The sequence below is a fragment of the Homoserinimonas sp. OAct 916 genome, from assembly GCF_003260275.1.
GTDB lineage: Bacteria > Actinomycetota > Actinomycetes > Actinomycetales > Microbacteriaceae > OACT-916.
In genome coordinates, this window is sequence record NZ_QJHB01000015.1 from 13,057 (window position 1) to 39,440 (window position 26,384).

The following is a 26,384-nucleotide window of genomic DNA, read 5'->3' on the forward strand; positions in this document are numbered from 1 at the left end:
GTTTCACGAACGTTAGAGTGCTGCTCAGGATCTCGGCCGACTCCGCCGTTGACCGAGTGTGCCATGATGCCCTATTGCTCCGCGCCGACCTCGGCGATGAGCATGCGGAAATCTCCGTTTCGCGGCGCATTGACTTGCGAGTACACCGACCACTCCAGCGCATAGGTGCCACCTAGCACCAGCGCCGCTTCTCGACCGCGAACTGTGCCAGGCGCGGCGTGCGAGCCCCACGTGAGGCTCCCGGTCAAGGTACGGCCGTGATGCAGCCTGAATGCTGCATCGATAGGACCGATCTTCCGCGTCTCGCTCCACATTCCACGGTCGTTGGAGATGGTAATGGACATGCCACCTGCGACGACACCGGCTTCGATGAGTGTTTCGATTCGCATGACATCTTTGAGGATGTCGTAGCGGCGTAGATCTTGGGCAGACTGCGACCTCAGCATGAACTCTTCGCCACCGACGCTCACTTCAAGCCTTGCGGTAATGTATTTTAGTTCGAGCGCGTACTGCACGCCGCCTCGGCGTAGGAGGATGTCGAGGTTAATCGGTCGCGCTCCAGGCACCCGCACCGGCCGCTCTAACCTCAGCTCCACGCCCCGGTCAAGCCGTGCGATCTGCACGGCGAGCTCATGCTGGAAATCAGCTTCTGAGTGGAACACAGGCCTCCGTGCAGCCAGCTCCGCCAGCGCGGTGCGGATCAGTGTGCCGAAGCCCACCACAGGGTTGCACTCCCCACCGGTCACGTGAGTACCTCCAGAGTTTGCAGGAGTGGGGCTTTGGCTCGTGGGAGTTGTGTGGCGAGTGCCATGAGCTCGGCGGGCTTGCCGCCGCGGCGGAGCCATTCTTTGGTGGCGTTGCGAGCTACTTCATGCCCGACTGATGGCCGAAGGCGAAAGCAGTCGATAATGGTGCGCTCGGCGCTATACAAACCGATGGTCTGCGAGCTGCCTGGAATCAAGATCTCCTCTCGCCCGAGATCGAACGTCGCCGGGTCGAAGCGGTGCCAGCGAATCGCACCCTCGGTCAGCGGCGTACGCGTTCCGCGCGGTATTGCGATATCCAATGCATCAGGAATCGCATCGGTGAGATCATAGTGTGCGAGTGCTGAAAGCAGACAAATGGTTGCTTCCGGTCGGCGGGTGGCCGCTTCGAGCTTGTCCCAGTCCATTGCGGGTGCATCCGCGGGCAAATAGATGCCTCGACCGATGCGTTCCCACCGCCCCTCAGCATGCTCCCGGTACAAGGCGCTTCGCTTCTCGGCGGCAGCCTTTGGTCTTAGAGCTTTCACAAGATCACCTCCTGACACGTTTCGTACACAGATAATGTTATCTGAGTACGTTTCGTTTCGCGAGGTAAATCTTCCACCCAAAATATTGATCATGACCCGAACGCCTTCTCCAGCAGACCTGCAGTCGTGGGGTCGACGGTCTCGTCGCGACGGATGTAGTGCTTGATCGTGATCGCCGGGTCAGTGTGACCAAGCAGTTGCGAGGCCAGCTCGACACCAGCTTGCTCGTTGATTGTCGTGGCGACCGTACGGCGGAATTTGTGCGGGGTCACGCCCTCGATCCCTGCCAGGTTCATCACATGCCGCAGCTGGCGACGCACGTTATTCGTCGTCAACGGAGTGCCCTCCCGGGAACAAAACAGCAGCGCGTGGGGGTCGATCGTGTCGAGTTGCTTCAGCCGAAGTTGCACAGCTTGCGCAGCGAATCCAGGAAGCTGAATCGTGCGCCGCGAACGCGCAGTCTTCGGATGATCCTGCCGAATCGTGGGCGCACCCTTCGGGCTGACGATCGTTCCGGCGATCCGCAGGGATGGCACGCTCAGGTCGATGTCGCGTCTACGGATTGCGAGCACCTCGCCGATGCGTGCAGAGGTGCCCAGCATGACCTCGATGATTGCGCTGAGTTGCCCGTCTGGTTTCGGCCCCGAGACATCGCGTCCGGCTTCCCAGTACGCGATCGCCGCTCGGATCGCGGTGATCTCCTCGGGTGTGAACGCGTCAGGCATCCGCGCATCGCGATGCAACCGTGCAACATGATCGACCGGGTTGCGCAGCAGCACCTCGTGTCGCGCGGCCAGCGCGAGTGCGAGCCGCAGAACGACGCGCGCATGCTTCGCCTTCGAATACGAATCCTTCGCAAGTCGCTTCAAGAACTGGTCGCAGCGAGCGACACCAATCTCGCGCAGCGTCAGATCCTTGAACGCTGGCAGCACAAGGGTGCGCATGTCTCGCTCATACAGTTGCCGGGTGGCAGTCGCGAGCCGATCCTCCAGCTCGGTGTCTTCGAGCCAGTACGCCACCAGATCGGGGAACGGGCTGTCGGCCGTGAGCGATCCCGCACTCGGTGCGATCAGATTGCGGTCGACGCACTTGGCCTTGAGTGCGTGCGTTGCAGCGGCTGCAGTGTCGCCGCTTGCCTGCACGAGCCGGGTGGCCCCATCCCAGTCCCGGTAGCGGGCGCGCGCTTCAATGCGGCCGCTCGGGCGACGGCGGGTCGTGATCCCACCGTAAGTGCCGATCGTGAGACGCGGGCGACTCATCGCTTCACTCCTGAAGATGCTGAGGTGGCGCAGAGCGCACAGCAGGTGCCGGTTCGCGCTGCGCTTCGATCCACTCGGTCACATCGGTGACAGCGAACTTGAGGTGCTTGCCGAAGCGATACGCACGCGGGCCGACACCGCGCGAACGCCAGTCGTAGATCGTCGAGACAGGCACCCCGAGATAGGCAGACAGCTCGCGGATATCGAGCAACGGAGGCAGGTCGGGCAGCGAAGACGGAAGCGGAGTTGGGCTGGTCATGCAGACCAGGTGCGTCACGCGCTCCGAGGCAACCGGAACCACCCGTAGGTGACCTTTGCGAACCGAATAAAGTGCAGTTCAGAAGCCATTTCAGGAGGGATTTTAGATGGGTATTAGATGGCCGGATCAAATCTCACCAACGAAAAATCGCGGAAACCCTTGAGTCTCCGCGATTTTTTGGTCGGGCTGACAGGATTTGAACCTGCGACCCCTTGAACCCCAGGTAGCCCCCAGAGGCCAAAACGTTGATTTCCCGGAGCGTAGAGGTGCACAGAACGATTCAAATTTCGTCATGCATTGCATGTTTTGCATGATTCTGGTCCCCTTTTGGTCCACTCGCAGTTCGTGCACGCGGACGCGGACCTTGGGGCCGCCCAGTCCTTAACCACAATCCTGCCGACCAGCCTCAACCTCCGCAAGATCGCCTCCTTCCGCCAAGACGAATCTGCTGCACTTCTGACAGAGTCGGGAGCCTCCTGGCGGCGGGATTCCGCGCTTCGTGTACGGGGTAATCGCAGCCTAGGGATTCAGCCGCTCGAGCTGGCCGGCCATCAGCCAGCGCACCCGTGCCCGTGCCCGTCAAGGTAGGCCTGCGGAGGACCTGGAGTGGTCTCGTGCACCTGATCGGTGTCGTGCACTGGGCATGAAACAGGAGGGTTTGAGTGGATTGGAGCCCCCCTACGTGACCGACACTGGGGAGAGCGTGACGTGCTTCGCGCTTATCGGACGAGTGAGAACAGACCGAGTTCATGCCTAGTACTGCACAACTTGTGATCATCCGGGGGCATGAGCGCAAGCGGCTTCGCCGTCCTCGTGCAGGCAGCTGAGGATGTTCGATCAGGGGTCGTTTGTCCCGGACGCAACGACCGCACCCGAGGTACCTCGGGTCAAACTGCCCGCGTCGTGGGTTCCGGTGCCTCAGGTACTTTGCCCGCGAAGTCTCAGCTGACTCTGATGCCGCGGGGTGGGGCATGGCTGGTGGGAGGGTGGATCGGTGCCGGTCGGTTTTGACTTTCGCGAGGCCGGTAAATTTGGCTTGATAGCGGCGGATGTCGCGGGCCAGCTCAGCCAGGTTGAGCCGGTCTCGGCGATTCCATAGTCCGGCTTATTGGGAGGGTGAGAGCACGCTGGCGTCCAGGAGTCTGTCGAGTGGGGTGGCGGGGTGTCGTAGATCCGTCGACGGCGGCCGTTGCGGTCTTGACCGTTCCCCTTTTCGCGGGCATAGTACGTGAATCTCGTCGACACCTTGTGCGACCGGAGCGACAAGACCATAATGAGTGCATGATGCCTGGCCCCGTTGCGATGTGGCCCCCCGATGACTAGGGACTCTGATGGGACCAAAACCGCGACCAAGTCGCATGGCAAGCGCTGGGTACAGGCAGGCGCCGGACTTGTGACAGCTGGATTCCTCGGCGCCGTCGGTACGAGCATTTTTGGGTGGTGGGGAGATGCGATCGACACTCGTGCGCCGCTGAACGCCCACGTTGATCTTATCGATACGAGTTGCCAGAGCGTCGTGGTCGACGCAACCACTCGGGCGGGCCTCGAGACCAATTCGGAACCCACGATCGAGTGGGCGCTCGAAAGGGGTGGCGGGGCCTGGTCACAGGGTAGCGTGAAGGTAGTTGTGCAGGGACGGTCGGATGCGGCCGTCGTGCTCCAGCGCTTCGTGGTCAGCGACGTAGTGCGATCGGAGTTACCTGCTGCTCCGACAATAGTCTCGCACTGCGATCCAGCCCCCCGTGGGGCCGACGCAGGCCTGCCGCCGAGGTATTACTCGCTCGACCTGGACGCTGACGTGCCGCGTGTCGTGCTCACCGAGGGAACACCCGACTTGGAGGTTGTGGAGTTCCCCTATCAGGTGTCGGCATCGGACTCGGAAGTCTTCTTCGTGTCAACCAAACACTCGCAGCAAGCCTGTCGATGCCGATGGCGGCTCGGCATCGAGTGGATCAGTGGGGACGACTCCGGCGTGCTTGACCTTGGATTGATCGACACGATCGTCGCGCCAGACGCGCCGTACTATAAGTGGGCCGCCGGAAAGTGGATTGGGCCCTACACCCTCGACTGAGAAGGTGACCGTATCGTTGACGCGGGCGGAAACTTGGGCGTCGGCAACCCGTGCACGTGGGCGCTCAAGAGTACTGGGGTGCTCAACCCCAAGTATCAGACGCCTCACCGTGAGCCGCTTGGGAACGCTCTTATCTACGGAGGATCGGTCTCGCCAAGTAAGGCATGACAGTGCGTTACCGGCTGACGCCGGCGCGAAAGATCTTGCTGATGCTCGGCGCTTGGGCTTAGGTGGTTGGGTATGTCGAGGCCCGAAATCTGCCGCAGCAACGGCACCCGATCTCCTGGGCGTTGCTGCCACGCTGGATAATCGCGGCCTGCCCGCAAGATCATCTGTAGCAAACTGGGAACACTCCGAACAAGGCCACATCTCGAAGTAGGTGGAGCCACATGTACATAGATCGGTGGATGTTGAGCAGTTCCTGGGGTTTGAGGGTCGCGAGCTCGAGGTCCTCGATTGACTTCCACGGCCCCGGGCGTGCGGGGCCCTGCACGAGTTCACTCTTGTAGTATCCATTGACCGTTTCGGCCAGGGCATTGTCAAAACTGACCCCGACCGAACCGATCGAAGGAACAGCGCCGATTTCGGCCAGGCGTTCACCGCAGCGAATAGACGAAAATTGCGCTCCCGCATCGATATGGCACCGCAGCCCGGGTAAGTTCGCACCGCGGGACAAACGGGCCATCTCGATCGCATCCAGCACCATCGGGGTGCGCATGTGGGAGGCGACCCGCCACCCCAGCCCGGGACTGTGGACGCGTTCGCGGGGTGGCATGTGCGAACCAACCCAGGAACGGACGTGCCCAAAGGTGTGACAGGACACACATCGCCATACAACCGCAAGAAGTAGGAAAAGTTCACGTCGATGGACTGGGGCTTCGAAGCGAACATCGCAGTCAGGCTTGATGCGGACGTTCCCGCGCAGCGACGATTCCCCGGGATTGCCGTTGCCGCATCAATCAGCGTTCCGATTGGAAGCGCTGCGACAGGGTGAGCCGGAACCGGTGACTCAAACCGTTTTGCGAAATCGAGGATGAGCGACGACGACCGCAACTCCTGCGCAGCCTGATGCCACTGGGCCGATCGAGAGTGCTCTAAACCCCTTGACCCTGGGTTAGTAACGATAAATCTCCGCCGATAGCCTATGGACGCCAAAGCCCGGAATCCCGGGGCAGAAGGCGCCCAGGCGTAGACCCCAAGACGACAGCGCGGCCCCGTTTCCGCGCCACAATGCACAGAATTGGTCCCCTTCTGGTCCCCTGCCTGTTAAGAGGAACGAAAAATCCCGGCGAGATTCGCGGTCTCACCGAGACTTTTATCTGTCGGGCTGACAAGATTTGAACTTGCGACCCCTTGACCCCCAGGTAGCCCGAAGAGCCCAGATCGTTGATATTCCGGGGCGCAGCGCTCCGCAGAAGGCCTCAATTCACGTCATTCATTGCATGGTTTGCATGATTTTGGTCCCCTTTTGGTCCCCTTTTGGTCCCGGGCAGACTGATGGCAGCCAACTGGATCATGAGGTGAGACACGATGGTCGAGAACACTGCCCCAAGTTCCGCTTTCGCGCCGAGTCATTCGACTCGACTTACCGCAGTGACGCTATCGTCTCCGTTATGGAAGGTGTCGTCTGCCGGACTGCGTTGCTGAGTGGCGAGATGAATGCGCTGCCGATGACAGGGAAACCAGGGCTCTCGTCCAGTCGAAGAACGGCGGAGCGCACGCCTTCGCGCACGACCCGCACACCGTGGGCCTAATCGCTGCCGCCCAGCTATTGCACTTCGGCCTGGAGCAGCTATCCGGCGATGTGATGTTCATGCTTCTGCCGAGTGACCTGAGACGGTCGGTGCACTGCACACCCACATCTCCTGGAGGTTTGACTTCTTCGGCGAGTCGCTCTTGCCTATCACCGTGTTCCCGGGTTAGGCATCATTCTGAATTACGACGCCGGCGATATCGGGTGGTCTTCCCACGCTTGATCGGGCACCGAAGCGGCTCCCAGAGACACCCACACATCCTCATGAATGTGCACGACCTTCCACCTGCCGCCCTCACGCCGCAATAACGCGGTGTTCCGGGAGAGCTCCGGCGCGCACGGCCGCCCCTGTCGGTCGGCCAAATCCACCCGTAGCCAGTACGCAACAAGAACGCTGTCGCCATTGCCGAACGCCCGCGGATTGACCATAGCGACATCGGTCTCGACGTGCCCGCTTCCGTCTGCACTACGCTGCGAGCGCACCACGTTAAGCTCGTCAAGGCCCACGATCAGGTCGGCGTGCACGGAGTCAAACATCGTAAGATCAGCGGACAAAACCGCGTCGATCCCTGAAGGGTCCCCCGCCTGATAGGCCTTGTACATGCCTCGCAACACATCGATGGCAGCGGTCTGCGCCTGGAGCCCCACAGTGCTCTCCCGCCTGCGGGCGCCGTCAGTCATTGCCGGAGTCGAGCCGTGCGTATTTCACGCGTCGCGCTCTCATCGACCGTGAAATGGTCTGAATCGACCACCACGCCATAGGCGCGCGCGGCGGCATCTATCGAGACAAAGCCATTGCGTACATCGTGCGCGACCTTCGCCGGGTCGCGCCGGAACGGATCCCCATATCCGCCTCCACCACCTGTGTTGTTGGCGAGTACCTCCCCTGCCTCGAGATGGTTGTAGCTGCCGCCCTGGCGCACCTCCCTCGGCGTGCCCGGATTCAGCACGATCTGATTCGGTACGCCCTCAGCCCCACCGGCCACCCCCCAGGGTGGCGACTTCGTCTTGTACACGATGCAGATCGCCGTCGAGGGTGCGGTGAACCGATACACGCGGCTCACCCCGACGCCCCCGCGATACTCCCCCGGCCCACCGGTGTCCGGCCGGTACCCGTAGTGATCAATCACCATCACCGACTTGCTCTCGAGCACCTCAACAGGATTATTTCGGCATCCCGGTTCCGTGATGTGCATGATTCCGTCTTCACCGTCACCCGCGGAATGTGCGCCAAAGCCGACCGCCTCGTTGGTCGCCTCAAGCCATGCTTCACCAGTGCGCGGGTTCACGCCCAGTCCCATCATCGAGCAGAGGTCGCCGCCTGAACAAGCGGGCACCAGATCGGGCATACCCTTGGCGAGTGCTTTCAGAACAACCTCACCTGCGAGGATGCTCGTCCACATTGTGAACGTTGGCATTGGGGGCACCGCGTGCATGACGCTGCCCGGTTCGGTCACGACCCGCAACGGGGCAAAATTTCCAGCGACCACCGGTGAATCGGGTGTCGTCATGGACTTGAAGATCAGGCAGCACAGTGCTTGCGTGTCACCGACCGGAACGTTGATCGGCCCCTTTGTCCCTGGGGCGCTTCCGCTCCAGTCGACCACAAACTCATCGTCAGTGATGGTCACGGTGACGTTCAGCTTCACCATGGTGTCGAGGTCAACCCCATCACTATCGACGAAGTCGAAGGCGCTCCATGTGCCCTTCGGCAATTCCGCAAGCGCCAGCCGGGCCAGCTTCTCGCCATGGGCATTGATCTCCGCCATCGCCTCACGTAGCGTGTCGTTGCCATACTTCACAGCGATCTCCCGGAGTCGTTTCTGCCCCGTGTAGCATGCGGAGACTTGCGCCTGAATATCTCCGATCGTGCGTTCTGGCATACGTGAGTTGTACCGAATGATATTGAATATGTCATCGCATTGCTGTCCACCTCGATACAGGCGCACGACCGGGAAGAAAATACCCTCCTGATACATGTCGGTCGAATCGAGCACGTAGCCGGCATCCTTCTGCTTGAGGTCGAGCACGTGTACTCGACACGTAACGAACCCGATGATCTCACCATCGTGATATGCCGGCGCGAGCACCAACGGGTCAAGCGTGTGCGCCGACGACCAGTAAGGGTAGTTGACGATGAACACGTCGCCCTCACCGAACGCCTCAATACCAAGAAACTCGATTGCCTTCTTGAGTCCGTAGTCATTTCCGCGGGTGAATTCGGCGACGCCCGGTACGTCTGCCACGACATCACCGTTGGTGTCATGAATGCCGAGGCCATAGTCATGTATCTCATACACCACTGTGTTGTAGGCCGTACGGCAGAGGTTGCGCGCCATCTCATCGGCGGCGGCAATGACGCCATGGCGGATGACTTCGATTGTGATGGGATCGGTGTGTTTCATCAATTCGCCTCCTGGTGAACTTCTGTCTGATCGACTTCGGCCGGTTCGACATTGGTCTGCTCAACCCTGTCCGGCCGCGCCGCCACTGAGATGATGAGTTCGCCATAGCGACCGACAGTGAGCGTGTCGCCCGTGTGCATCACGGTGGTGGCGGTGTGCTCCGTGACGACGGCCGGGCCCTCGATCACGTCTCCTCCGCAAAGTTGCTCACGCACGTACAGCGCATAGTCCTCGCCGCCATCATCTCGCAGGTACACTCGGCGTCGCCCGGCAACCTGCACCTGACCGCTGCCTGCCTCGACCTCGGATAGCGACGGTTTGGCTATGATCCCGGCGGCGTGCACGCGCAACGTGGTGATCTCGATTGGATCGGTCATCACGTGACCGTAGTGCCGTTCATGAGCTTCGGCAAACCGCCGCGAAAGCTCATCGGCGAAACCTCGAGGCGGCGAGCCCACTTCCAGCCCGGGCGGGCACTCGAGGGTCACAGAGTGCTCCTGCCCGGTGTAGCGCACATCGATCATGCGACGCGTCCGTCGGTCGTCGGGGCCGAAAGACTCCTCAGCAAGGACCTGGGTGGCCGTCTTTTCCATTGACTGGAACTCGGCGGACACGACGCCAAGGTCAGCGTCGGCGACCGCCATCACCGCGGTGCGGGCGAAGTCATGCTGCACATCTGCCATCAACATGCCCAACGCTGAGAACGCGCCCGAGCCGGGTGGTACCACCACTTTCGGTATTCCTAGCTCCCGCGCGACTTCGATGGCGACGAGCCCGCCGCCGCCGCCGAACGAAAGCAGCGCGAAGTCCTTCGGGTCGAGGCCAAGTTCTACGGTGATGCCACGCACCGCTCCCATAATTTTCGCACTTGAGATACGCATCACGCCGCGAGCAAGCTCGGGCAAGTCCACGCCCATTCTTTCCGCGATCGGTCGGAGTGCGTGCTTTGCGAGCCCAGCATCGAGAGTAAGTGTGCCGCCGAGTGGCGTGTCGGAGCCGAGGTAGCCCAGGACGAGCGCGGCGTCGGTGAACGTCGGTTCGACGCCGCCGCGTGCGTATGCCGCAGGTCCAGGTACGGCTCCCGCGCTCTGCGGCCCGACCTGCAAGGCACCGGCTGGGTCGAGCCAGACTAGCGACCCGCCCCCGGCGCCGATTGTCTGGATGTTCAACGATGGAGTGTTAATTGGCAGACCTTCGAACTCAGCGCCCTGGTAGAGCAGCGGTTCGCCACCGACTATCAGCGAGGCGTCGAGGCTTGTACCGCCCATGTCAATCGTTATCAAGTTGGGCAGGTTGACCAGTCGTGAAAACGCTGCCGCGCCCACAACTCCCCCCGCTGGCCCGGAGAGGATGAGGTTCACTGGTTGTTCGCGCGCGGTGCTCGCGGTCATTGCCCCGCCGCCGGAGCGCGACATGAAAAAGCGTCCACTAAAGTGATTGTCGGCCAATTCGCCTTCGAGGTCATGCAAGTAGCCGCGCATTATGGGTTTGATGTAGGCGTCGAGTACGGCTGTGCTGGTGCGTTCGTACTCCCGGTACTCGCGCGAAAGCTCGTGCGAAAGCGTCACCTCAATGTCACCGGTAATCTCACGCAGGATTTCGCGCATTTTCAGTTCGTGCGTCGGGTTTGCATACGAGTGCAAGAACGCAACTGCTACCGACTCGTAACCACGGTCGACGATCTCGGCGGCGACAGCGCGGGCATCGGCTGCATCCAACTCGGTGCCGATGCTGCCGTCGAAGTAACTGCGCTCGGTAACCTCGAAGGTGTCACTTCGCTCGAGCAGTGCCTTAGGTTTGCGATACTTGATGTCGTACATGGGTTTGCGGTCAGTACGCCCGAGCAGGTACACATCGCGAAAACCGCGCGTCGAGATGATCGCGGTGCGTGCCCCGGTGCGGGTCAGCAGACAATTGACTCCGAGTGTGGTTCCGTGGTTGAACATAGCCACGCTCTCCAGTGGCGCCTGCGCGTACCGGAATGCGTCCAGTACGCCGCGTGTGGGCGTATTCGGAGTCGTCGGAACCTTTTCGAACCTCATGTGACCGGTCGATGGCACGAGCGTGACCACGTCGGTGAAGGTGCCGCCGACGTCAATTGCGACGCGGACTGGTTCGGACACGTAGTCGGCGGCACTGCGCGTGTCCTCCGCAGCATGATCCCCGGATGTGTGGTTCATAGGTCTCCCGACTGGTGGGGTCTTGGGTGGTGGGGTCTTGGGTGGTGGGGTCTTGGGTGGTGGGGTCTTGGGTGGTGGGGAGTCTTGGGTGGCGTGGCGTCTTGGGCTACGGATCGGCCCGGTGCACTTACTCTTCGGGCACGAACGGCTCCACCGATTGCCCAGCAGACGAGACCGTTGGCTGCATCCCGAGCGGCTCGATTGTCAGCGGAGTACTCAAATCGACCGACTGCGCAAGCATCTCCTCCGCTCGATGACACTCAACGAACCTGCCCGGCTCGATTTCGCGCCGCTCAGGCACTACCGTGCGGCAGATTTCGATCGCTATCGGACAGCGCGGGTGGAACACACATCCCGGCGGCGGGTTGGCGGGGTCTGCCGGGATACCCGGCAGCACGATCCGTTCGCGGCCCTGCCCGCGGGGCACGTCGCCCAGGACCGTTGCTGGAGGGCTCGCGCTTCCATCGTCTGCCACTTCGATCTGCAGCACCGCCGACCGCAGTGCGGCCGAATACGGATGAGCAGGCCGTGCGAGCACCTGGTCGGTCGGGCCGCTCTCGACCACGCGCCCCAAATACAACACATAGACCTGCTCGCAAAGGCGCTCCACCACGGCTAGGTTATGCGAGATCAATAGGTATGCCAGTTGGCGCTCTTCACGTAGCGTGTCGACCAGGTCGAGGATCTTTGCCTGCACGGTGACGTCGAGCGCACTCGTTGGTTCGTCGAAAACCATCACCCGCGGTCGCACGGCGAGCGCACGGGCGATTGACACGCGCTGCCGCTGCCCGCCCGACAGCTGATGTGGCAGCCGGTGGCCGTGTTCCGCGTCGAGGCCGACCTCGCGCAGCAGGCGCACCACCTCATCTTTTCGTTCGGCAGCGGGCACAATATTGTGCGCGCGCAGTACCTCCGCAATTGCCTCTCCCACGCGCATCCGTGGGCTCAAACTGCCGTCGGCATCCTGCATCACGATCTGGATCGTGCGCCGGAAGTCGCGCAGCGCCGTGCCTCGCAGGTGGGAAACATCCGTGCCGTCGAGAAGGATTCGGCCACTGGTGATCGGTTGCAGGGCGAGGATGGCCCGGGCGAGCGTCGTCTTGCCCGAACCGCTCTCGCCGACGAGTCCGACCCCGAACGGGCCGTTCGGCACCAACAGGTCCACGCCGGCCACAGCGGTGACCGCACCGTACCGAATAACGACTTCTTTGGCCTCAAGCATCACTGTTCTCTCCGTTTAGGTGAGTCTGCCGGTTCAGTGGCCGATGCCGGCCCAATACCGGAACCGCGGCGAGCAACTCGCGCGTATAGGCGCTGGTCGGCGAGTGGATGACGCTCGCGGTCGGTCCGTGCTCGACCATCTCCCCCCCGCGCATCACAGCGACGGTATCCGCTATCTCGGCGACCGCCGCAAGGTCGTGGCTGATGAGCAAAGTAGCAAGTCGCCCTCGGTCACGTAACTGCGCCAGCAGCGTGAGTATCTCCGCTTGCACGGTGACATCCAGCGCGCTGGTCGGTTCGTCGGCCAACAACACTTCCGCGTCCAACGCGAGGGCTAACGCGATCGCCACGCGCTGCAATTGACCGCCTGACATCTCATGCGGGTACCGGTCGAGTACCCGTGCCGGAAGCAACATCTCGGCAATCGCGGACTCGGCGCGTGCCCGAGCCTCGTCGCGAGACCGGACACCGTGCAGGCGGAGCGATCGCACGAAAACGTCGCCGACCTTCATAATCGGATGAAACGCAGTACTTGGGCTCTGGAAGATCATCGCGATCCGTCGGCCACGCACTTCGCGGAGCACGTGTTTGGAAGCGCCGACGAGCTCCATCCCATCGAAGCGGATACTCCCGGTAACAATGGCGCCGAGCCGCTCCGCGAGGCCAAGAATTGCATTGGTCGACATCGACTTACCCGAACCGCTCTCGCCGACAAGCCCGACTATGCGGCCTGGTTCGAGATCGAGACTGGGGATGTGGGAGACACGATGCCCGCCGAAGGACACACTGAGGTCTCGGATCTCAAGGGTCATCGACTAACCACCCGCCTCGGGTCGAGCCGCTCGTGGATTCCGTCACCGAGCAGATTGAAGGCGAGTGCCGTGATAAGGATCGCCAGGCCTGGAAAGGTGACCACCCACCATTGCGTCGCGAAATAGCCCTGCCCCTGGTTCACCATGAGGCCCCAATCGGGCGTCGGGTCTTGGGCACCAAGTCCGAGAAACGACAGTGATGCGGCGGTGAGGATTATGCCACCGAAGTCGAGGGATGCCTGCACGATCACGGGCGTCACCGAGTTCGGAAGCACGTGTCGGAACATTACTCGCCAGCGGGGCAACCCAAGAATTCGCGCATTCTCCACGTAGCGTCTCGTGGTGACTGACTTCGCCTCGCCACGCACCAGGCGCGCGTACCAGGGCCACCAGGCGATTCCAATTGCGATCATCGTACTGTACGGACTAGGCGGCAACACCACTGCGAATGCGAGCGCAAGCAGTAGCGCTGGCACAGCGAGGAAGATATCGGTGATCCGCATAATGACCTCGTCGATGACGCCACCGAAATGGCCGGCGAGCAGGCCCAGCGGTATACCGATGATGCATGAAGACGCGATCACGGCCGCGGCGATCACGGGTGAGATACGGATGCCGTAGATTACTCGACTCAGGATGTCGCGGCCCACCTGATCGGTGCCGAATAAGTGCTCCGCCGAGGGGGCTACGAGCGTCTCGAACGGATGCGTGGCGGTGGACGCATCATCCGGAAACGGGGCCAGGAACGGGGCGAGCACACCGAAAATGACGACGATCATGACAATCGCAGCCCCAAATGCGAACAGCGGATTCTCACGCATCCAGCGAACCGCCCGACGCCCGGCTGAGGTGGGACCGAACGCGCTTCCGCCCCGTGGCTCGGATCCTTGCCCGGCATTGGTCACTCTATTGAGTCGGCTCATTTCAGGCGGATCCTCGGGTCGAGGGCGGCTTGCAGCAAGTCGACGAGCAGATTGGCCAGCACGTAGACGACGGCGACGAGAAGCGTAATACCCATGATGGCTGGAGTGTCGAGCGACGTGATGGCTGCAGCGGCATAACTTCCGATCCCCGGCCAGTTAAAGATCGATTCGACCAAAAACGTATTCACCAACGCATAAGCGAAAACCAGAGCGAGCACCTGAATGATAGGGCTCCACGCGAGTCGCAGGGCAAAGCGGCCGAATACGCTTCGCTCACTGAAACCGAGTGCACGAACCATTTGGATATGAGCATCGCCAGAAACCTCGAGGATGCTCGCTCGTACCATGCGCATCACAACACCGATTGGGTAGGCAGCAACGGCGAAGGCGGGCAGGATCAAATGGCTGATCGAGCTGCCAAGAACCGGCCAGTTGCCGGTGAACAGCGCGTCGATCGGCGTGAAGCCGGTGTACGACATCAGCGGCGAGGAGTATTGCAGCTCGGGGTCGTATTCACCAGCAACCGGGAGTAAATGCAACTGTTGAAAAAAGACCATCTGCAGGATCAGCGCCAACCAGAAGACCGGCATCGAGACTCCGAAGACGGCGAGGGTGCGAAGAGCTTGGTCGCTGAGACGACCCTTGCGGTACGCGGAGATGACTCCGAGCGGGACTCCGACGACCACTGCGATCACTAACGCGGTCACCACCAGTTCCAGCGACGCTGGCAATCGAAGTGCGATATCGGAGAGCACCGCCTGGTGGGTGTGAATCGACACACCCCAGTTACCGGAAAGGATACCGCCAAAGTAGTCGAAAATCTGCACCACCAAAGGCTTATCGAGACCGAGTTCGGTGCGCACGGCAGCAATCTGCGCGGCCGTTGCGTGCGGGCCCACCCAGCTTGCCGCCGGGTCGCCGGGGATAACGCGGGCGATGAAGAACGTCAGCACCACGACCCCGGCGACCACAAGCGCCGCAAGCCCCAACCTACGGGCAAGATATTTGATCATTGAGCCGCCGGCTGCAGATCATAGGCGAACGCCACGTTCGGATACGCCGGATTGTCGACGTAGCCTGCGACCGAGTTTTGTAGCACCCGCTGGTAATTCGAGGTGTAGAGAACGACCGCCGGAGCGTCGTTGAAGAGCTCCTTTTGCATTTCGATGTACATCTGTTCAGCCTTGGGCTTGTCGACGGCGAGGACAGCCTCGACCTTGTCGATCTGGGCATCAAGGCCCGCGTTCTTGTAGTAGCTGAGATTGTAAAATGGTTTTTCTTCGCTGTGGAACAGATTGATAAACCACGAATACGGGTCGGCATAGTCAGGCCACCAGTACATTACGAAGATGTCCTGTCGCTTTGACGCGTCCTCAGATTGCGCCTGCGCCCACTGGGTCGGCCACTGCAGCGCCGTGAGCGATACGTTCACGTTGAGGGCAGCGAGGCTGGACTTCACCAGTGTCATAGCGAGTTCCTGCTGGTCGTCGCCGCTCGTGTAGGTCAGGGTGAGGTCGAGTGCCTTCTTGCCCGGGCCATACCCCTCCTTGGCGAGCAGCTGGGTGGCCTGGTCAGGATTATAGGCATACTCCGCAAGACCCTCCGAGTAGCCGACGAGACCTTTCGGTACGATTCCGGGCGTGCGGGTTGCAGATCCTTTCAGCGCAGCGACGATGCCATCATAGTTGATGCCATAGTTGAGTGCCTTCCGCAGATTAGGGTTCTTCAGCGGACCATCCGTTGTGTTGTAAAAAGCAAAGAGGTTCTGCCACGAAGCGCGTTCAGTCACCTGGACACTGTTGTCGTCTTTGAAGGAGCCCCAGAGCTCAGGTGTGAGCTGAGCGACAAAACTGACCTCTTTGCTGCGTACCAGTTGCGCAGCAGTAGTAGCCTGGCCGACGACACGGTACACGACCTTGTCATAGTGGGCGCCATCCCAGCCGCCCCAGTAATCGGGGAACGCATCTAGAGTGACTTCGACCTCTTGCCCCTGTTGCCACTTGGTCACAGAGTACGGCCCCGAACCGGCGTCATGGCCGGCCTCGAACCACGCCGTTAGGTCTTCGCTGCCCGCGGCCTTTGTGTCGAAGATGTACGCCGCGTAGTCGGCGGAACTGATCAGGTCAAGCGGGGCTGCGTAACTGAGGTTGAACACCAGCGTGGTCGCATCCGGCGCGTCAATGCTCTTGACAGCGCCCCAGATGTACGCGGCGCCGGCGTCGAGCTTGATCGTGCGCTCTATAGCGGCCTTTGCGGCGGCGGCATCCAATGGGTTGCCGCTGTGGAATTTGATGTCGGGTCGCAACGTGAAAGTCCACTGCATACCGTCGGCTGATGACTTCCAGCTGGTAGCCAGAAGCGGCTCGACCTTCTGGGTGTTGTCGTTGTATCGGGTCAGTGTCTCGTATACGTTGCTCAAAACGATTATCTCGTTCGAGTACGAGGTCGATGGGTCCCAGCTGGTGATGGCCGTCGAGTGGGCATCATAAACGAAAGTCGAGTTCGTGCCCGTATTGGCTCCCGCGGTGCTGCCGCCCTCATTCGCAGTCGGGGAGTGCGGCGTCCCGGTGCAGGCAGTCAGGGTGAGTGTCGCGGCCACGATAATGGCGGCGACTATGCGCATGCGTTTCATTTCTGCTCCATCTATTTCAGGAAGATATGTTGGGGTGGGATCAGGGGGGACTCCGGCCATGTTCTGGGCCGAGACGGGCGGATTTTTCTCTGCAGTGTGCGGAGCCAGACGCGAGTCATCAGAGCGACCCCAGAGGGCCTGCCGCCTTGACTTTTACACGAAGAGCGGGATTCGTGAGATAGGCGAGGGGGATCTCCTCGATTCCGACGACCTCGACCTTCTTGGGGTCGGCGCCGGCTCGCACTGCACGCTCGGTCGCCTGTTCTATCGCCTCGGCAATGATGTCTGATCGGGTCGAGTTGTCGAGAGCGAAGATTCGGTCGACCTGTCCGCTCACGGTGCCGATAGCGGCACCAATAGCATTGGCGACATCGTAATTGTCGGGGCGGTGAATGACGCTGATACCCGGGATCTTGTCGGGCAGGAAAACGCTACCGCCGCCGACGGCAATCATTGGCATGTCACCGCGGGCAACCTTGACCCTATCCACAGCGTCCGCAACAGCCTGATCGGCGAGTTCCAGGCCCTCTGCGAGTTGCTCGCGCAGGCTCGGATCGAGATCGTGCGTGCCGAATCGGGCGCGGCCGGCGGCTACTGTGGCATCAGAAATGGTGGCCCGCGGCCCTCCGAAGATGAGGGACTGCTCGGGCAAGCGGTAGCCGACACTGTCCGGTCCAATTGTTGTCTGGCCATCGAGCCGGCGGATGATGGTGCCACCGCCGATCGCGATGCTGACCAGGTCGGGCATGCGGAAGTTGGTGTCAATGCCACCGATCTTCACGCCGAGGCTCGACTCGCGCGGAAAACCGTTTGTGAGCACTCCGATGTCGGTCGAAGTGCCTCCGACGTCGACGACGAGCGCGTCGTTCACCCCTGTCAAGTACGCAGCGCCGCGAATGCTGTTTGCCGGCCCGGAACCGATGGTGAGCACCGGGAAGTGGAGGGCGAAGTCAAGCGCCATAAGAGTGCCGTCGTTCTGCGCGAAGTAGACGACGGCGTCTCCGAGTCCGTTGTCGGCAAGGGCTTGGGTGAGTGCACCGATCACCCCGTGCGCGACACCTACAAGTGCTTCGTTGAGCACGGTCGCATTCTCCCGCTCCAGGAGGCCGAGGGCGCCGATCTCATGGCTGAGCGACACGTGCACGTCAGGGCCGAGCTCCCGGCGCACTAGGTCAAGGGCGGCGAGCTCATGCTCGTCAGAGACTGGAGAGAAGATCGAGGTGATGGCTACGGCATCGACTTTCTCGTCAAAACTGCCAAGGAAGCGGGCCATGGCGTCGGCGTCGAACGCAGTGATCTCGCGGCCGTCGAGCTCGGCGCCGCCGTCAACGATGCACTCGCCCATAGAGATCGCCTGGCGCAGGTCGGCTGGCCAACCGAACAGAGGGCGGATCGCGTTGCTCGCCGGGCCTCCGATGCGCACGACTGCGACCCGGCCAAGACCGCGCCGTTCGAGCACAGCATTGGTCGCGTGAGTGGTGCCGATCATCACATGGCTGACGTCGCTCACTGAAATCTTGTTACTCAGCACCGCTTTGATCGCCGCATTGATGCCGCCGGTGACGTCGCGTGTGGTGCCAACCTTGGTCTTCGCCAACAAGGTGCCATAGGCGTCGATGACGGCGGCATCCGTGTTCGTTCCTCCGACGTCGACGCCGATTCGTAGGTTACGCGAGCTCATGGATGTCTTCTACTTTCTGGTAGGCGAACTCGTAGCCGAACGCACGTGGCCCTGCAGACTCGATGCCCTTGTCAGTGCGCCAGATCGGGTCGCAGGGAAAGGCGACGGCGGTGATGCGTTGGCCATAACGCAGCACTTCGGTAGTGATTGCTTCGGCGCTCTGGGTGTCCAGCACCGTGATGATGTCGGGAACCGAGGCGAGCACCTTGCCATCTTCGAGGGCGACAAGGTTCTCGTTCTGGATCTCGATGCGCACGAGTCGCCCGGAGTCGCCGCGAAGACCCTCGATGATGACGGAGCCACGAACGAAACCGCCTGTGGTGCGGCGTTCCACGTCAACAACCTTGCCCTCAATTAGGCGAACGCCATCAACAGCGTCCAAGAGCTTGCCAACCGAGTCATCGGCACTCTCGGCGATGAGTTGCCCGATCATGATCGCTCGCGACACCGAGCCGCGCACTGTGGCGGTGCGTGCCTGCTCAGCGGTCATCAAGTACTCGGAGGTCACACCCCGGCCGCCGAATGCGACCGCGGTGGAGCGGCAGAGACGTTCCAGCCACAGGCCGTTGGTGGGATAGAGGACGTTCACGTTGCCCCGCTCATCAGTTATCACGCACGGATCCGGGCGAATCCCCGCGAGGTGCATTGATACCTGTGGCATTTCCGGAAACGCTCGTCCCATACCGTCGGCGTCGACGATCGGGAGGCCCATGCGGGCGGCCCAGCCTATGGGTTCGCAGCCGTTCGCACCGCCGATCTCAGTGCACATTAACGCGGCGACCTTCTGTCCGGTGAGCGCTTCAATGCGGTCGCGCAACCAGACCCCCTCCCAACCATTGCCAGGCTTTTCGAGTGAAACCGTCGGGGCACCGACCATCCCACAGGGCATGATGAGGGCATCATCAGGCAGCTCGTCGAGGTCTACCAGGGGTACTGGTCCGAACTCTTCGATCGCTTGGAGGGCTGCGAGGAGCCCAATTTGGGGAGAACCTCCCCCACCAGCACCCAAGATGGCGCAGCCTCGGGCATGGGCAGGTAGAACATCGGCGTCTAACAGCATGGAGAAATTCTAAAAGGAATCGATCGCGCACTATTTGTAGATCGAGCACATAACTCTGCAAGAAACTGTGCTGTCAGCACAGCTTGGCCCGTAAAATTGACGTTGTGCTCTCGATTGCCGAACTACTTCAGGTCCCCGCGCTAAGAGGCGTCCGAGTACTGGCCGGTGACGCTAATTCCAGATTCGCGACATCGATACGGTTCGTAGAAGATGCACAAGGATTGTCGACCTTACCCGCGGAGTCAATTGCTGTGCTGAGCAAAGCCGTGTCCGCAGATTCGCAGGGGTACAAACTCGACATCAATCTGCGACAGGCGGCTGGACAGGGCATCGCCGGGTTGGTGTTGACAGGCCGATCGGCCCCCGGCCCAATAGCGATGACGGCCGCGATGCTCGCGTCCAGAAGCGGGGTGGTGGTGCTAGCTGCGCCGGAGGATTTAGACGTTGTTGAGTTGATAGTCGCCGCGGCGGCAGGGATAGCAGGCTGGGCCGACGGGGAATTGCGCAGGGCAGATGAGGCGCTAACCCGATTGCGTACAATGGAGCCGCAGCCCGTACCGGGCGACACTGCAGAAATCTTGAGAGTGGGCAGTGAGGCGCTCGATCTGGACCTGACCGTGCGCGCGCCTGAGGCCGGGGATGTCTTCGCTCGCATCCTGCTTGACGGACAGGAAGTGTCGACAATCTCGGCCAGGATGCCGCATGGCCACAGAGGCGCCGCGAGTCGGATCGTCGTTTCGGCAATCGCCGCGGCGATGGAGCGAAGTTTAAGCGCTGCCGTACACGGCCCCGGAATACCTATTCGGACACGGAGTGCAGTGCTGGGTGACATTTTAGTGGCGGATGATGCGAACTCGGCGCGCCTGGCTGATCAAGCACGAAGGCTGGGGGTTTCCGTAGATGGCTGGCATCGGGCACTCATGCTCCACCTCGTGAAGCCGAAGGAGCCACCAAGCTTTGACTTCCTGCAGACGATTGGGGAGGCAGCACTACGCGTAGTCAGGGCGGGGCCGCATGAGGACTACAGTGCCGGAGCCAGCTTGGCGACGCCGGGCTCGCAAACACCGCAATCGGGAGCATCTGGGTGGCATCTTGCACGTTGGGAAGATCGGATTGTGCTAGTTGAGATGTGGCAGCGACAGCCACGTCTTGACGTTGGACGGCTAGGGATGGCCGCGGGGCGCGACGTCTTGGCGAGTATGGGAGCACAGTTTCCGCAGCTGAGGTTTCGCTGCGGGGTGGGAATGGCCCATCAGGGCGTGCAGGGGCTGCGCGCATCTGTGGCGGAAGCACGGGTTGCCCTCGGTGCGCCCAACCGAAATAACTTGGTCGGCTACGACGCCGCCGGACTGAAGTCGATGTTGCTTGAGTGGTATGGAACCGACACCGCACGCCAGGCCGTCCGCGAGCTGCTGACGCCTTTGGAGGAATTGGGCGGCGAACGCGCGGAGACCGCGATCACCACGTTGCAGGCTTACCTGGACGAGCAGGGGTCGCTGGTTCGGGTCGCGGAGCGCTTGCACCTTCACCGCAATGCGATCGTCTACCGGATGCAGCAGATCAGAAAGTTACTCAAAGTCGACCTCGACGATGCCGACCAGCGACTGGCGGTGCAACTGGCATGCAGAGCGCGGCTATTGAGATGAGGGACATAATTTCAGGCTCGCGATTCCCGATCCTGGGTACCGTGTCGTGCCGCACTCCATTCTCGAGCTCGGAGGATGGACCTAGTTAACTAGCCTGCTGCGGAGTTCTTGCGTCTGCATTCGGCAGTCGTAAGTGGGGCTCGCGATCCCCCACTACTACTTGAGAGGACGGGCAAGTCCTGCGCAATCTAGAGCGAGCGCACCGATCGGGTGGCCCTAAACCCCTTGACCCCGGGGCATCGCGGCGAAAGCCCCGCCGACAGCCTTCGGGCCAAAAGGCCCGGAATCGCGGGGCAGGACGTGTCCGCGCAGTGATCTCGGGACGGAGGTGCATCCCCTATTTCCGCGCCACATGGCGCAGGTTTGGTCCCCGTCTGGTCCCCTAACTCGTCGACAGCAACAACAAGTCCCCGCGAGATTCCTCATCTCACCAGGACTTTTATCGGTCGGGCTGACAAGATTTGAACTTGCGACCCCTTGACCCCCCGGTGGGCGAAATCGGCGAAATTCTTGATTTTCAGGGGCGCAGTGCGGCGCAAAGAGCCTCGATTCACGTCATGCATTGCATGGTTTGCACGTTTCTGGTCCCCCTTTGGTCCCCTTGGTTTGCCCGAACCCTCTGAGGTCGGTAGGTCCGGGTATGCTCATCGACGTGAGCCACCACCTCCCTATAGACGTCGATTTCGACATGCGTACTGATACCCCTGAAGGACGCGACCCCGATTCGCACAGCCCAACTTTGCGGCAGTATCACAAAGCCCTGTGGAGCAAACCACTGCCAAACGGGGAGTACTTCGAGTTGCGCACAGATGTTCCACGCGTCTATCTGTTTCACGAATCACGCCTCGGGAAGTTCTTCCTGTCGAGCGATACCGTCGCAACTTCACATCGGAAGCGGCTGAACTGCTTCTACACGCAGTTGCCAGCCGAAGCGAACGAGCGTTTCCACCGGATTGGCTACACAATCGGCGGCATGCTCATCTTTCCCGGCAACCGGATTGACGGCAAGCAGACCATCAATCAACGTCGCGGGACTCATCGTTCGATCCAGGACAGGCTTGACCTCACTTTGGAGTGCATCCGACTTCACTACCGCGGAGAACAGAGTCCGCTCAGCACGACCCTCGATCTGCACGGTGACTTCTTCAATCTCTTCGAAACGTTTAGGCAGTACATCGAGTTTTTCCTTCTCCAGGATCTCGTTACAGATCGGTTCGACGTTGACTTTCTTTTACCGTTTGATGGGTTCGATACCTCGCCGCTGCCCACCGATTTCGAATCGTATGCCGGATACTGTGACCGGACCATCGCATTCGTCGAAGCACGGAATCGGCGCATCGCAAACCTATAGGGGCTGGGCCGACAAGGAATACCACCCGCACCCAGCACCATACGTTTATCCCTACCTGCTTTACCCCAAGTTCCTCTTACACCGCGCTGCAGCATCGTCAACGCTTTCTCTGCGACCACGGTCAGGACCGCGTAGCCGATGATCGTGAAATCATCGCCGAGCCATCCCGGCAGTTCGAAGAGCTGCGGCTCGGGCCAGATCGGGTTTCCAGCCGAGTCGACCATGAACGGTGCGCTATGAATGCGCCCGTGGCGCGTAGCCTTCGTTCCAGACCATGGTTTTGGCTTTCCATTTCGGCTGCACTCGTCTCGGCCGTGGTGTGCTGCGTGGGACTGCTCGACCCTGCGCGGGTCTTTGACATGGAGACGGCAACGCTATTCGAGGCGAGCATCGCCCAGGATCTGGTTAACCTCTTCTTGGTCGCCCCGCTGACGGTCATTCTTGCCTTCCTGTCCGTGCGCGGATCCCTGCGGTCATGGTTTGCCTCGTGGGCGTCCTCGGTTTCACCGCATACAACTAGGCGATCTACGCTTTCTCCATCCACTTCGGGATGCTGTTCCTGGTGTGGGTCACTGTGCTCGGGCTGTCCTCATACGCCGCCACAGGCAGCCTGGCGGGGTTGCGCACAGTCGCCGTCCCAGTTCGGCCGCGTTTCAATGCGGCTGCCCGGATGGTTCCTCATGGCAACCGCAGCACTGTTCGCTTTGTTCTGGTTGCGCGAGATAGTCTCCGACCTCCTGGTAAGCCGACCGTCCACCTCCGCGATCACCTGGAACGTGCCGACCAATCCGGTGCACGTCCTGAATCTCGCGATCTTCCTCCCTGGCGTCTTCGTCGCGGGGTTGCTTCTCCTGCGCCGCGACCCGCTCGGCCATGCGACTGCGCCCGGCGCACTGATATTCCTCGGCCTCACCACCTTGCCGATCATGGTTTCACTCTTCGTGGCGCAGGCCAACGGGCATGCACCAAGCTGGCCGTTGGCTATTCCTATGGGCATCATGGCCCTCGCAACGCTGGCCCTATTGTGGCGAATGCTACGTCAGATAGGTAAGCCGCCGGACGTTCTACCGGGCGAGGCGTCCTGAAGCCGGGCGAAAGAGTGATGCGACCGCGATGTGCTGGATCGTGTCGGTCATGAGTGGCGACGCGACGAACCTCACAGCTTGTGAAGTGCGATGCTGCAGTCAGAGTGCACTTCTCCAAGCGACGGGCGCTGACTCGTTGCCACGGCGTCCTCGCACCGCAGGGCGACCCCGAGAAGACCCTGACGCTCGGGCCTGAAGCACCCGGACAGGGAATCAGGGAATGGCTGGATACGACCAGTGCCTCCCCACTGTTCGCGGCAGTCGCGATCGGCGCCGACATTCCGATTCTGCTCAGCGGCAACGTCGCAGCCCAGATCGAACATGCGTTGAAGGCGACCGTGACAACGGATCGGTCCTGTCTCGACCACGACAAACGCGCGCGTCAAACTGCTGAGGTTGCCCGGCTGCGCCGACGGACACGTCGTTACCCACGCCAACCGATGATGCGCGGGACCGTGACCATGGGAGGCGGGTATACCGTCAAGTTATGGTCGAGTCCTCGCCAATCAACCGGATCACCGCAGACGATTTGATGTCGTTGGTGTCCGAGCGTGGGTCCACGCCGATGCAGGTGGGGGCGGTACTACTTCTCGATGCACGGGCCGGACTCGACCCGGCGTCCGTCATCGAGCTACTTGCTCGGCGCGTAGTAAGCGTGCCGCGGCTTCGGCAACGCTTGCAGAAGACCCCGTTTGGATGCGGCCGACCTGTGTGGGTGGACGACCCCGCCTTCGAGATCGCCAACCATGTGACCTCGCTCCCCTGTCCTGAACCCCGAGGCGAGTTGGAGGTGCTGGGCCTGGCCGCCAAATTAATTGGTTCCGAACTGTCACGAAGCCGGCCACTCTGGGCGGCGACGTTGGTGACCGATACGGCAACGGGTGAGGCAGCCCTGATCCTCGTATTCCACCATGTACTCGCTGATGGAATCGGCGGATTGGCCGTGTTGGCCAACCTCGTCGATGGCGCACCGGAGACTGTCAACACCGGGTTTCCCCTGCCGGACCCGTCAAGAGGGCAACTCGCCGTGGATGCCGCACGGGGTCGCATACGTTCTCTGCGGCGGATTCCGACTGCCATACGCCGGATCGGCAGTGCCGTGGCCGAGTTGCGACCGGCCGCCCGTGTTAGCGCCGCACCCACATCGCTCAACCGCTCGACCGGCGCGAGGCGAAGTTTCGCCCGAATCCGGGTTGACGTGAATCGGATACACGATGTTGCACACGCACACCGTGCCACTGTGAATGACGTCGTGCTCACGGCCGTCGCCGGCGCTTTGCACCGGCTGCTCGCGAGTCGCGGCGAGCAGGCCGACGTGATCGTGATCTCCGTGCCGTTCTCCGCCCGACGTCAGGCCAGCGCGGGAGACCTCGGCAACCAGAGTGGCGTGATCCCGTTGGCCATCCGCGGCACCGGCGACCCGGCCACACGTCTCGAAGCGGTAGCCGCGCTCACCCGCGCGGCCAAGCTGAAGCCGCCCGGCGCATCCACTTTACTTCTCGGCCCGTTGTTCCGGCTGCTTGCGCGGATGGGCCTGTACGAGTGGTTCATCGCGAGGCAAAAGATGATTCACACCTTCGCGAGCACACTGCGCGGGCCGGAGACTCAGCTCTCGCTGTTGAGTTGCCCGATCACAGAAATCATTCCGCTGAGTGTGCCAACAGGGAACATCACGGTGTCATTCGTGGTACTTTCCTACGCGGGCAACCTCGTCGTGACGATCGCGGCGGAACCTGACACCTGCCCCGACCTACCGACACTCAGGGGATTTCTAGCCGAGGAGTTCGAATCGCTTGAGGCACTCGCCGGGTAGATTTTGGGTGGGTGGATCTCCCGGTCTGGGAACAACACACAAAAGGTCAATGAAAACTGATACCTCATGTGGTGTGGAAATCTGGGAGTTATTCGGTGGAATGGAAGTTGACGACTATCAAAAGTGACCAATGAGTGCGGGCCTAAATCAATTGTCCGAACTACCCACAAAGAATAGTTCGTGAAATTCAGGCGGACTTGGCGGCCAACGTCTTACACTGCAAACGGATGGCCGTCGACTACTCCGTCGAATGTGTCGCGCATCTCCGGCGCTCAGATGCTGACCTCAGGATAGCGATGGCGGCGTCCGCTCCGAGCGCTGGTTTGATGCAGTCCCCTGTGGCAGCCCGGGGCCCGAGCGCAGTGACGGGCCGCGCACCAAAGTGATGACCACGGCCACTGCAGCCAAAACGCAGCTGAAGATCCAGTAAAGGTACTGGTTGACGGTGGCGAGGATAAGAACCGGGAAGATCGCCATGTAAGCGTTCCCCACCCCATGCGTCCACATCGCAATGAACATCGATCTGCCGCTTCCCACATAGACCCAGGTCAGGATCACCGACTCTGCGAGGATCATAATCAGAAAGGCACCGAAAGGCATGAAGCTCTGACTGGAACCCGTGATGAACCACAGCGGCGCATGCCACAGCGCCCACACCACACCCAGGATCAGACTCGAGGCCAAGTCGTTGTGCCGCTGCAGCAAACGGTCAAGAGCGAACCCGCGCCAACCGATCTCCTCCTGGCCACCACCCAGGTACACCATCAATGCCAAAGCCGAAGGTGACGAGAAAGAAGCCCCAGGCGGCAAAGGCTGAGCGCGCAGAACTTGAATTCATCAGTCACCTCATAGTCGTTCAGCGGTGGGGGTCCTGCCGAATCGCGCTTCGGGCAACCTTGACACTAAGCCTACTTGTTCTCCACAATTGAGGGCTTAGTTGCA

21 protein-coding genes and 1 pseudogene are annotated in these 26,384 nt (G+C 61.3%); 6 read left to right on the forward strand and 16 right to left on the reverse strand.

Going from position 1 to position 26,384, the window contains the following annotated elements; all coding sequences use genetic code 11:
- Positions 1-71: 71 nt before the first annotated feature.
- From DL891_RS15415 to DL891_RS15430, 4 genes are read right to left on the reverse strand one after another with little or no spacing between them, the layout of a single operon-like run.
- Positions 72-746 carry a hypothetical protein gene (locus DL891_RS15415; RefSeq protein WP_111721375.1) on the reverse strand — a complete coding sequence of 225 codons (675 nt, stop codon included), beginning with the start codon at positions 744-746 and terminating at the stop codon, positions 72-74.
- Positions 743-1,384 carry a hypothetical protein gene (locus tag DL891_RS15420; protein ID WP_232819214.1) on the reverse strand — a complete coding sequence of 214 codons (642 nt, stop codon included), beginning with the start codon at positions 1,382-1,384 and terminating at the stop codon, positions 743-745. The genes DL891_RS15415 and DL891_RS15420 overlap by 4 nt, the downstream gene beginning before the upstream one ends.
- Positions 1,381-2,550 carry a site-specific integrase gene (locus DL891_RS15425; protein ID WP_111721379.1) on the reverse strand — a complete coding sequence of 390 codons (1,170 nt, stop codon included), beginning with the start codon at positions 2,548-2,550 and terminating at the stop codon, positions 1,381-1,383. The genes DL891_RS15420 and DL891_RS15425 overlap by 4 nt, the downstream gene beginning before the upstream one ends.
- A 4-nt stretch (positions 2,551-2,554) precedes the next feature.
- Complete coding sequence (locus tag DL891_RS15430) at positions 2,555-2,809, reverse strand: helix-turn-helix domain-containing protein (protein WP_111721381.1); 255 nt, start codon at positions 2,807-2,809, stop codon at positions 2,555-2,557.
- Between the two features lie 1,315 nt (positions 2,810-4,124).
- Between DL891_RS15430 and DL891_RS15435 the strand changes: the two genes are divergently transcribed.
- Positions 4,125-4,880 carry a hypothetical protein gene (locus DL891_RS15435; RefSeq protein ID WP_111721383.1) on the forward strand — a complete coding sequence of 252 codons (756 nt, stop codon included), beginning with the start codon at positions 4,125-4,127 and terminating at the stop codon, positions 4,878-4,880.
- A gap of 430 nt (positions 4,881-5,310) precedes the next feature.
- Here the strand turns inward: DL891_RS15435 and DL891_RS15440 are convergent.
- The 11 genes and pseudogenes from DL891_RS15440 to DL891_RS15490 all read right to left on the reverse strand — a co-directional run.
- A pseudogene (locus DL891_RS15440) lies at positions 5,311-5,622 on the reverse strand (IS3 family transposase); the annotation flags it as partial.
- Between the two features lie 1,194 nt (positions 5,623-6,816).
- On the reverse strand, positions 6,817-7,314 hold the full coding sequence (locus tag DL891_RS15445; protein ID WP_111721385.1) for a nuclear transport factor 2 family protein: 498 nt from the start codon (positions 7,312-7,314) through the stop codon (positions 6,817-6,819).
- On the reverse strand, positions 7,311-9,038 hold the full coding sequence (locus tag DL891_RS15450) for a hydantoinase B/oxoprolinase family protein (RefSeq protein WP_111721387.1): 1,728 nt from the start codon (positions 9,036-9,038) through the stop codon (positions 7,311-7,313). The genes DL891_RS15445 and DL891_RS15450 overlap by 4 nt, the downstream gene beginning before the upstream one ends.
- Positions 9,038-11,218: a hydantoinase/oxoprolinase family protein gene (locus tag DL891_RS15455; RefSeq protein ID WP_111721389.1), complete on the reverse strand. Its 2,181-nt coding sequence runs from the start codon at positions 11,216-11,218 to the stop codon at positions 9,038-9,040. The genes DL891_RS15450 and DL891_RS15455 overlap by 1 nt, the downstream gene beginning before the upstream one ends.
- 127 nt (positions 11,219-11,345) lie before the next feature.
- Positions 11,346-12,440: an ABC transporter ATP-binding protein gene (locus DL891_RS15460; protein ID WP_111721391.1), complete on the reverse strand. Its 1,095-nt coding sequence runs from the start codon at positions 12,438-12,440 to the stop codon at positions 11,346-11,348.
- Positions 12,433-13,251 (reverse strand): ABC transporter ATP-binding protein, encoded by an 819-nt coding sequence (locus tag DL891_RS15465; RefSeq protein ID WP_111721393.1) that lies wholly within the window; start codon positions 13,249-13,251, stop codon positions 12,433-12,435. The genes DL891_RS15460 and DL891_RS15465 overlap by 8 nt, the downstream gene beginning before the upstream one ends.
- Positions 13,248-14,174 carry an ABC transporter permease gene (locus tag DL891_RS15470; protein WP_111721394.1) on the reverse strand — a complete coding sequence of 309 codons (927 nt, stop codon included), beginning with the start codon at positions 14,172-14,174 and terminating at the stop codon, positions 13,248-13,250. The genes DL891_RS15465 and DL891_RS15470 overlap by 4 nt, the downstream gene beginning before the upstream one ends.
- Entirely contained in the window at positions 14,171-15,130 is a 960-nt protein-coding gene (locus tag DL891_RS15475) for an ABC transporter permease (RefSeq protein WP_198668951.1), read from the reverse strand. Before DL891_RS15475 ends, DL891_RS15470 begins: the two co-directional genes overlap by 4 nt.
- Before the next feature lie 53 nt (positions 15,131-15,183).
- On the reverse strand, positions 15,184-16,806 hold the full coding sequence (locus DL891_RS15480; RefSeq protein WP_157962553.1) for an ABC transporter substrate-binding protein: 1,623 nt from the start codon (positions 16,804-16,806) through the stop codon (positions 15,184-15,186).
- Positions 16,807-16,924: 118 nt separating this feature from the next.
- On the reverse strand, positions 16,925-18,487 hold the full coding sequence (locus tag DL891_RS15485) for a hydantoinase/oxoprolinase N-terminal domain-containing protein (protein ID WP_111721399.1): 1,563 nt from the start codon (positions 18,485-18,487) through the stop codon (positions 16,925-16,927).
- A complete protein-coding gene (locus DL891_RS15490; RefSeq protein ID WP_111721401.1) occupies positions 18,474-19,547 on the reverse strand; it encodes a DUF917 domain-containing protein in 1,074 nt (357 codons plus the stop codon). The genes DL891_RS15485 and DL891_RS15490 overlap by 14 nt, the downstream gene beginning before the upstream one ends.
- A gap of 104 nt (positions 19,548-19,651) precedes the next feature.
- On the opposite strand from DL891_RS15490, the gene DL891_RS15495 reads away from it, so the two are divergent.
- The 5 genes from DL891_RS15495 to DL891_RS15515 all read left to right on the forward strand — a co-directional run bounded on the left by DL891_RS15495 (position 19,652) and on the right by DL891_RS15515 (position 25,442).
- Positions 19,652-21,193 carry a CdaR family transcriptional regulator gene (locus DL891_RS15495; RefSeq protein WP_157962554.1) on the forward strand — a complete coding sequence of 514 codons (1,542 nt, stop codon included), beginning with the start codon at positions 19,652-19,654 and terminating at the stop codon, positions 21,191-21,193.
- 640 nt (positions 21,194-21,833) lie between these two features.
- A complete protein-coding gene (locus DL891_RS15500; protein WP_111721404.1) occupies positions 21,834-22,544 on the forward strand; it encodes a hypothetical protein in 711 nt (236 codons plus the stop codon).
- A gap of 680 nt (positions 22,545-23,224) precedes the next feature.
- Positions 23,225-23,629, forward strand: a complete 405-nt coding sequence (locus DL891_RS15505) for a hypothetical protein (protein ID WP_111721406.1) — start codon at positions 23,225-23,227, stop codon at positions 23,627-23,629.
- A gap of 104 nt (positions 23,630-23,733) precedes the next feature.
- Positions 23,734-24,162 (forward strand): hypothetical protein, encoded by a 429-nt coding sequence (locus DL891_RS15510; protein WP_157962555.1) that lies wholly within the window; start codon positions 23,734-23,736, stop codon positions 24,160-24,162.
- Positions 24,117-25,442, forward strand: coding sequence for a wax ester/triacylglycerol synthase domain-containing protein (locus tag DL891_RS15515; protein WP_111721409.1), 1,326 nt, complete (start codon positions 24,117-24,119; stop codon positions 25,440-25,442). Before DL891_RS15510 ends, DL891_RS15515 begins: the two co-directional genes overlap by 46 nt.
- Positions 25,443-25,727: 285 nt before the next feature.
- Here the strand turns inward: DL891_RS15515 and DL891_RS15520 are convergent, their stop codons facing one another.
- The gene (locus DL891_RS15520) at positions 25,728-26,207 is read right to left on the reverse strand and encodes a CPBP family intramembrane glutamic endopeptidase (RefSeq protein ID WP_232819215.1); all 480 of its coding nucleotides are present in this window, start codon (positions 26,205-26,207) and stop codon (positions 25,728-25,730) included.
- Positions 26,208-26,384: the final 177 nt, after the last annotated feature.

What these genes read in the sequence shown, in the direction of transcription:
- DL891_RS15455 (WP_111721389.1), bottom strand. Translation starts at nt 11,218, where the DNA reads ATGAACCACACATCCGGGGATCATGCTGCGGAGGACACGCGCAGTGCC.
- DL891_RS15470 (WP_111721394.1), bottom strand. Translation starts at nt 14,174, where the DNA reads ATGAGCCGACTCAATAGAGTGACCAATGCCGGGCAAGGATCCGAGCCA.
- DL891_RS15460 (WP_111721391.1), bottom strand. Translation starts at nt 12,440, where the DNA reads ATGCTTGAGGCCAAAGAAGTCGTTATTCGGTACGGTGCGGTCACCGCT.
- DL891_RS15435 (WP_111721383.1), top strand. Translation starts at nt 4,125, where the DNA reads ATGACTAGGGACTCTGATGGGACCAAAACCGCGACCAAGTCGCATGGC.
- DL891_RS15505 (WP_111721406.1), top strand. Translation starts at nt 23,225, where the DNA reads ATGGCAACCGCAGCACTGTTCGCTTTGTTCTGGTTGCGCGAGATAGTC.
- DL891_RS15515 (WP_111721409.1), top strand. Translation starts at nt 24,117, where the DNA reads ATGGTCGAGTCCTCGCCAATCAACCGGATCACCGCAGACGATTTGATG.
- DL891_RS15450 (WP_111721387.1), bottom strand. Translation starts at nt 9,038, where the DNA reads ATGAAACACACCGATCCCATCACAATCGAAGTCATCCGCCATGGCGTC.
- DL891_RS15485 (WP_111721399.1), bottom strand. Translation starts at nt 18,487, where the DNA reads ATGAGCTCGCGTAACCTACGAATCGGCGTCGACGTCGGAGGAACGAAC.
- DL891_RS15500 (WP_111721404.1), top strand. Translation starts at nt 21,834, where the DNA reads ATGCTCATCGACGTGAGCCACCACCTCCCTATAGACGTCGATTTCGAC.
- DL891_RS15465 (WP_111721393.1), bottom strand. Translation starts at nt 13,251, where the DNA reads ATGACCCTTGAGATCCGAGACCTCAGTGTGTCCTTCGGCGGGCATCGT.
- DL891_RS15520 (WP_232819215.1), bottom strand. Translation starts at nt 26,207, where the DNA reads ATGGTGTACCTGGGTGGTGGCCAGGAGGAGATCGGTTGGCGCGGGTTC.
- DL891_RS15425 (WP_111721379.1), bottom strand. Translation starts at nt 2,550, where the DNA reads ATGAGTCGCCCGCGTCTCACGATCGGCACTTACGGTGGGATCACGACC.
- DL891_RS15490 (WP_111721401.1), bottom strand. Translation starts at nt 19,547, where the DNA reads ATGCTGTTAGACGCCGATGTTCTACCTGCCCATGCCCGAGGCTGCGCC.
- DL891_RS15420 (WP_232819214.1), bottom strand. Translation starts at nt 1,384, where the DNA reads ATGATCAATATTTTGGGTGGAAGATTTACCTCGCGAAACGAAACGTAC.
- DL891_RS15480 (WP_157962553.1), bottom strand. Translation starts at nt 16,806, where the DNA reads ATGAAACGCATGCGCATAGTCGCCGCCATTATCGTGGCCGCGACACTC.
- DL891_RS15430 (WP_111721381.1), bottom strand. Translation starts at nt 2,809, where the DNA reads ATGACCAGCCCAACTCCGCTTCCGTCTTCGCTGCCCGACCTGCCTCCG.
- DL891_RS15445 (WP_111721385.1), bottom strand. Translation starts at nt 7,314, where the DNA reads ATGACTGACGGCGCCCGCAGGCGGGAGAGCACTGTGGGGCTCCAGGCG.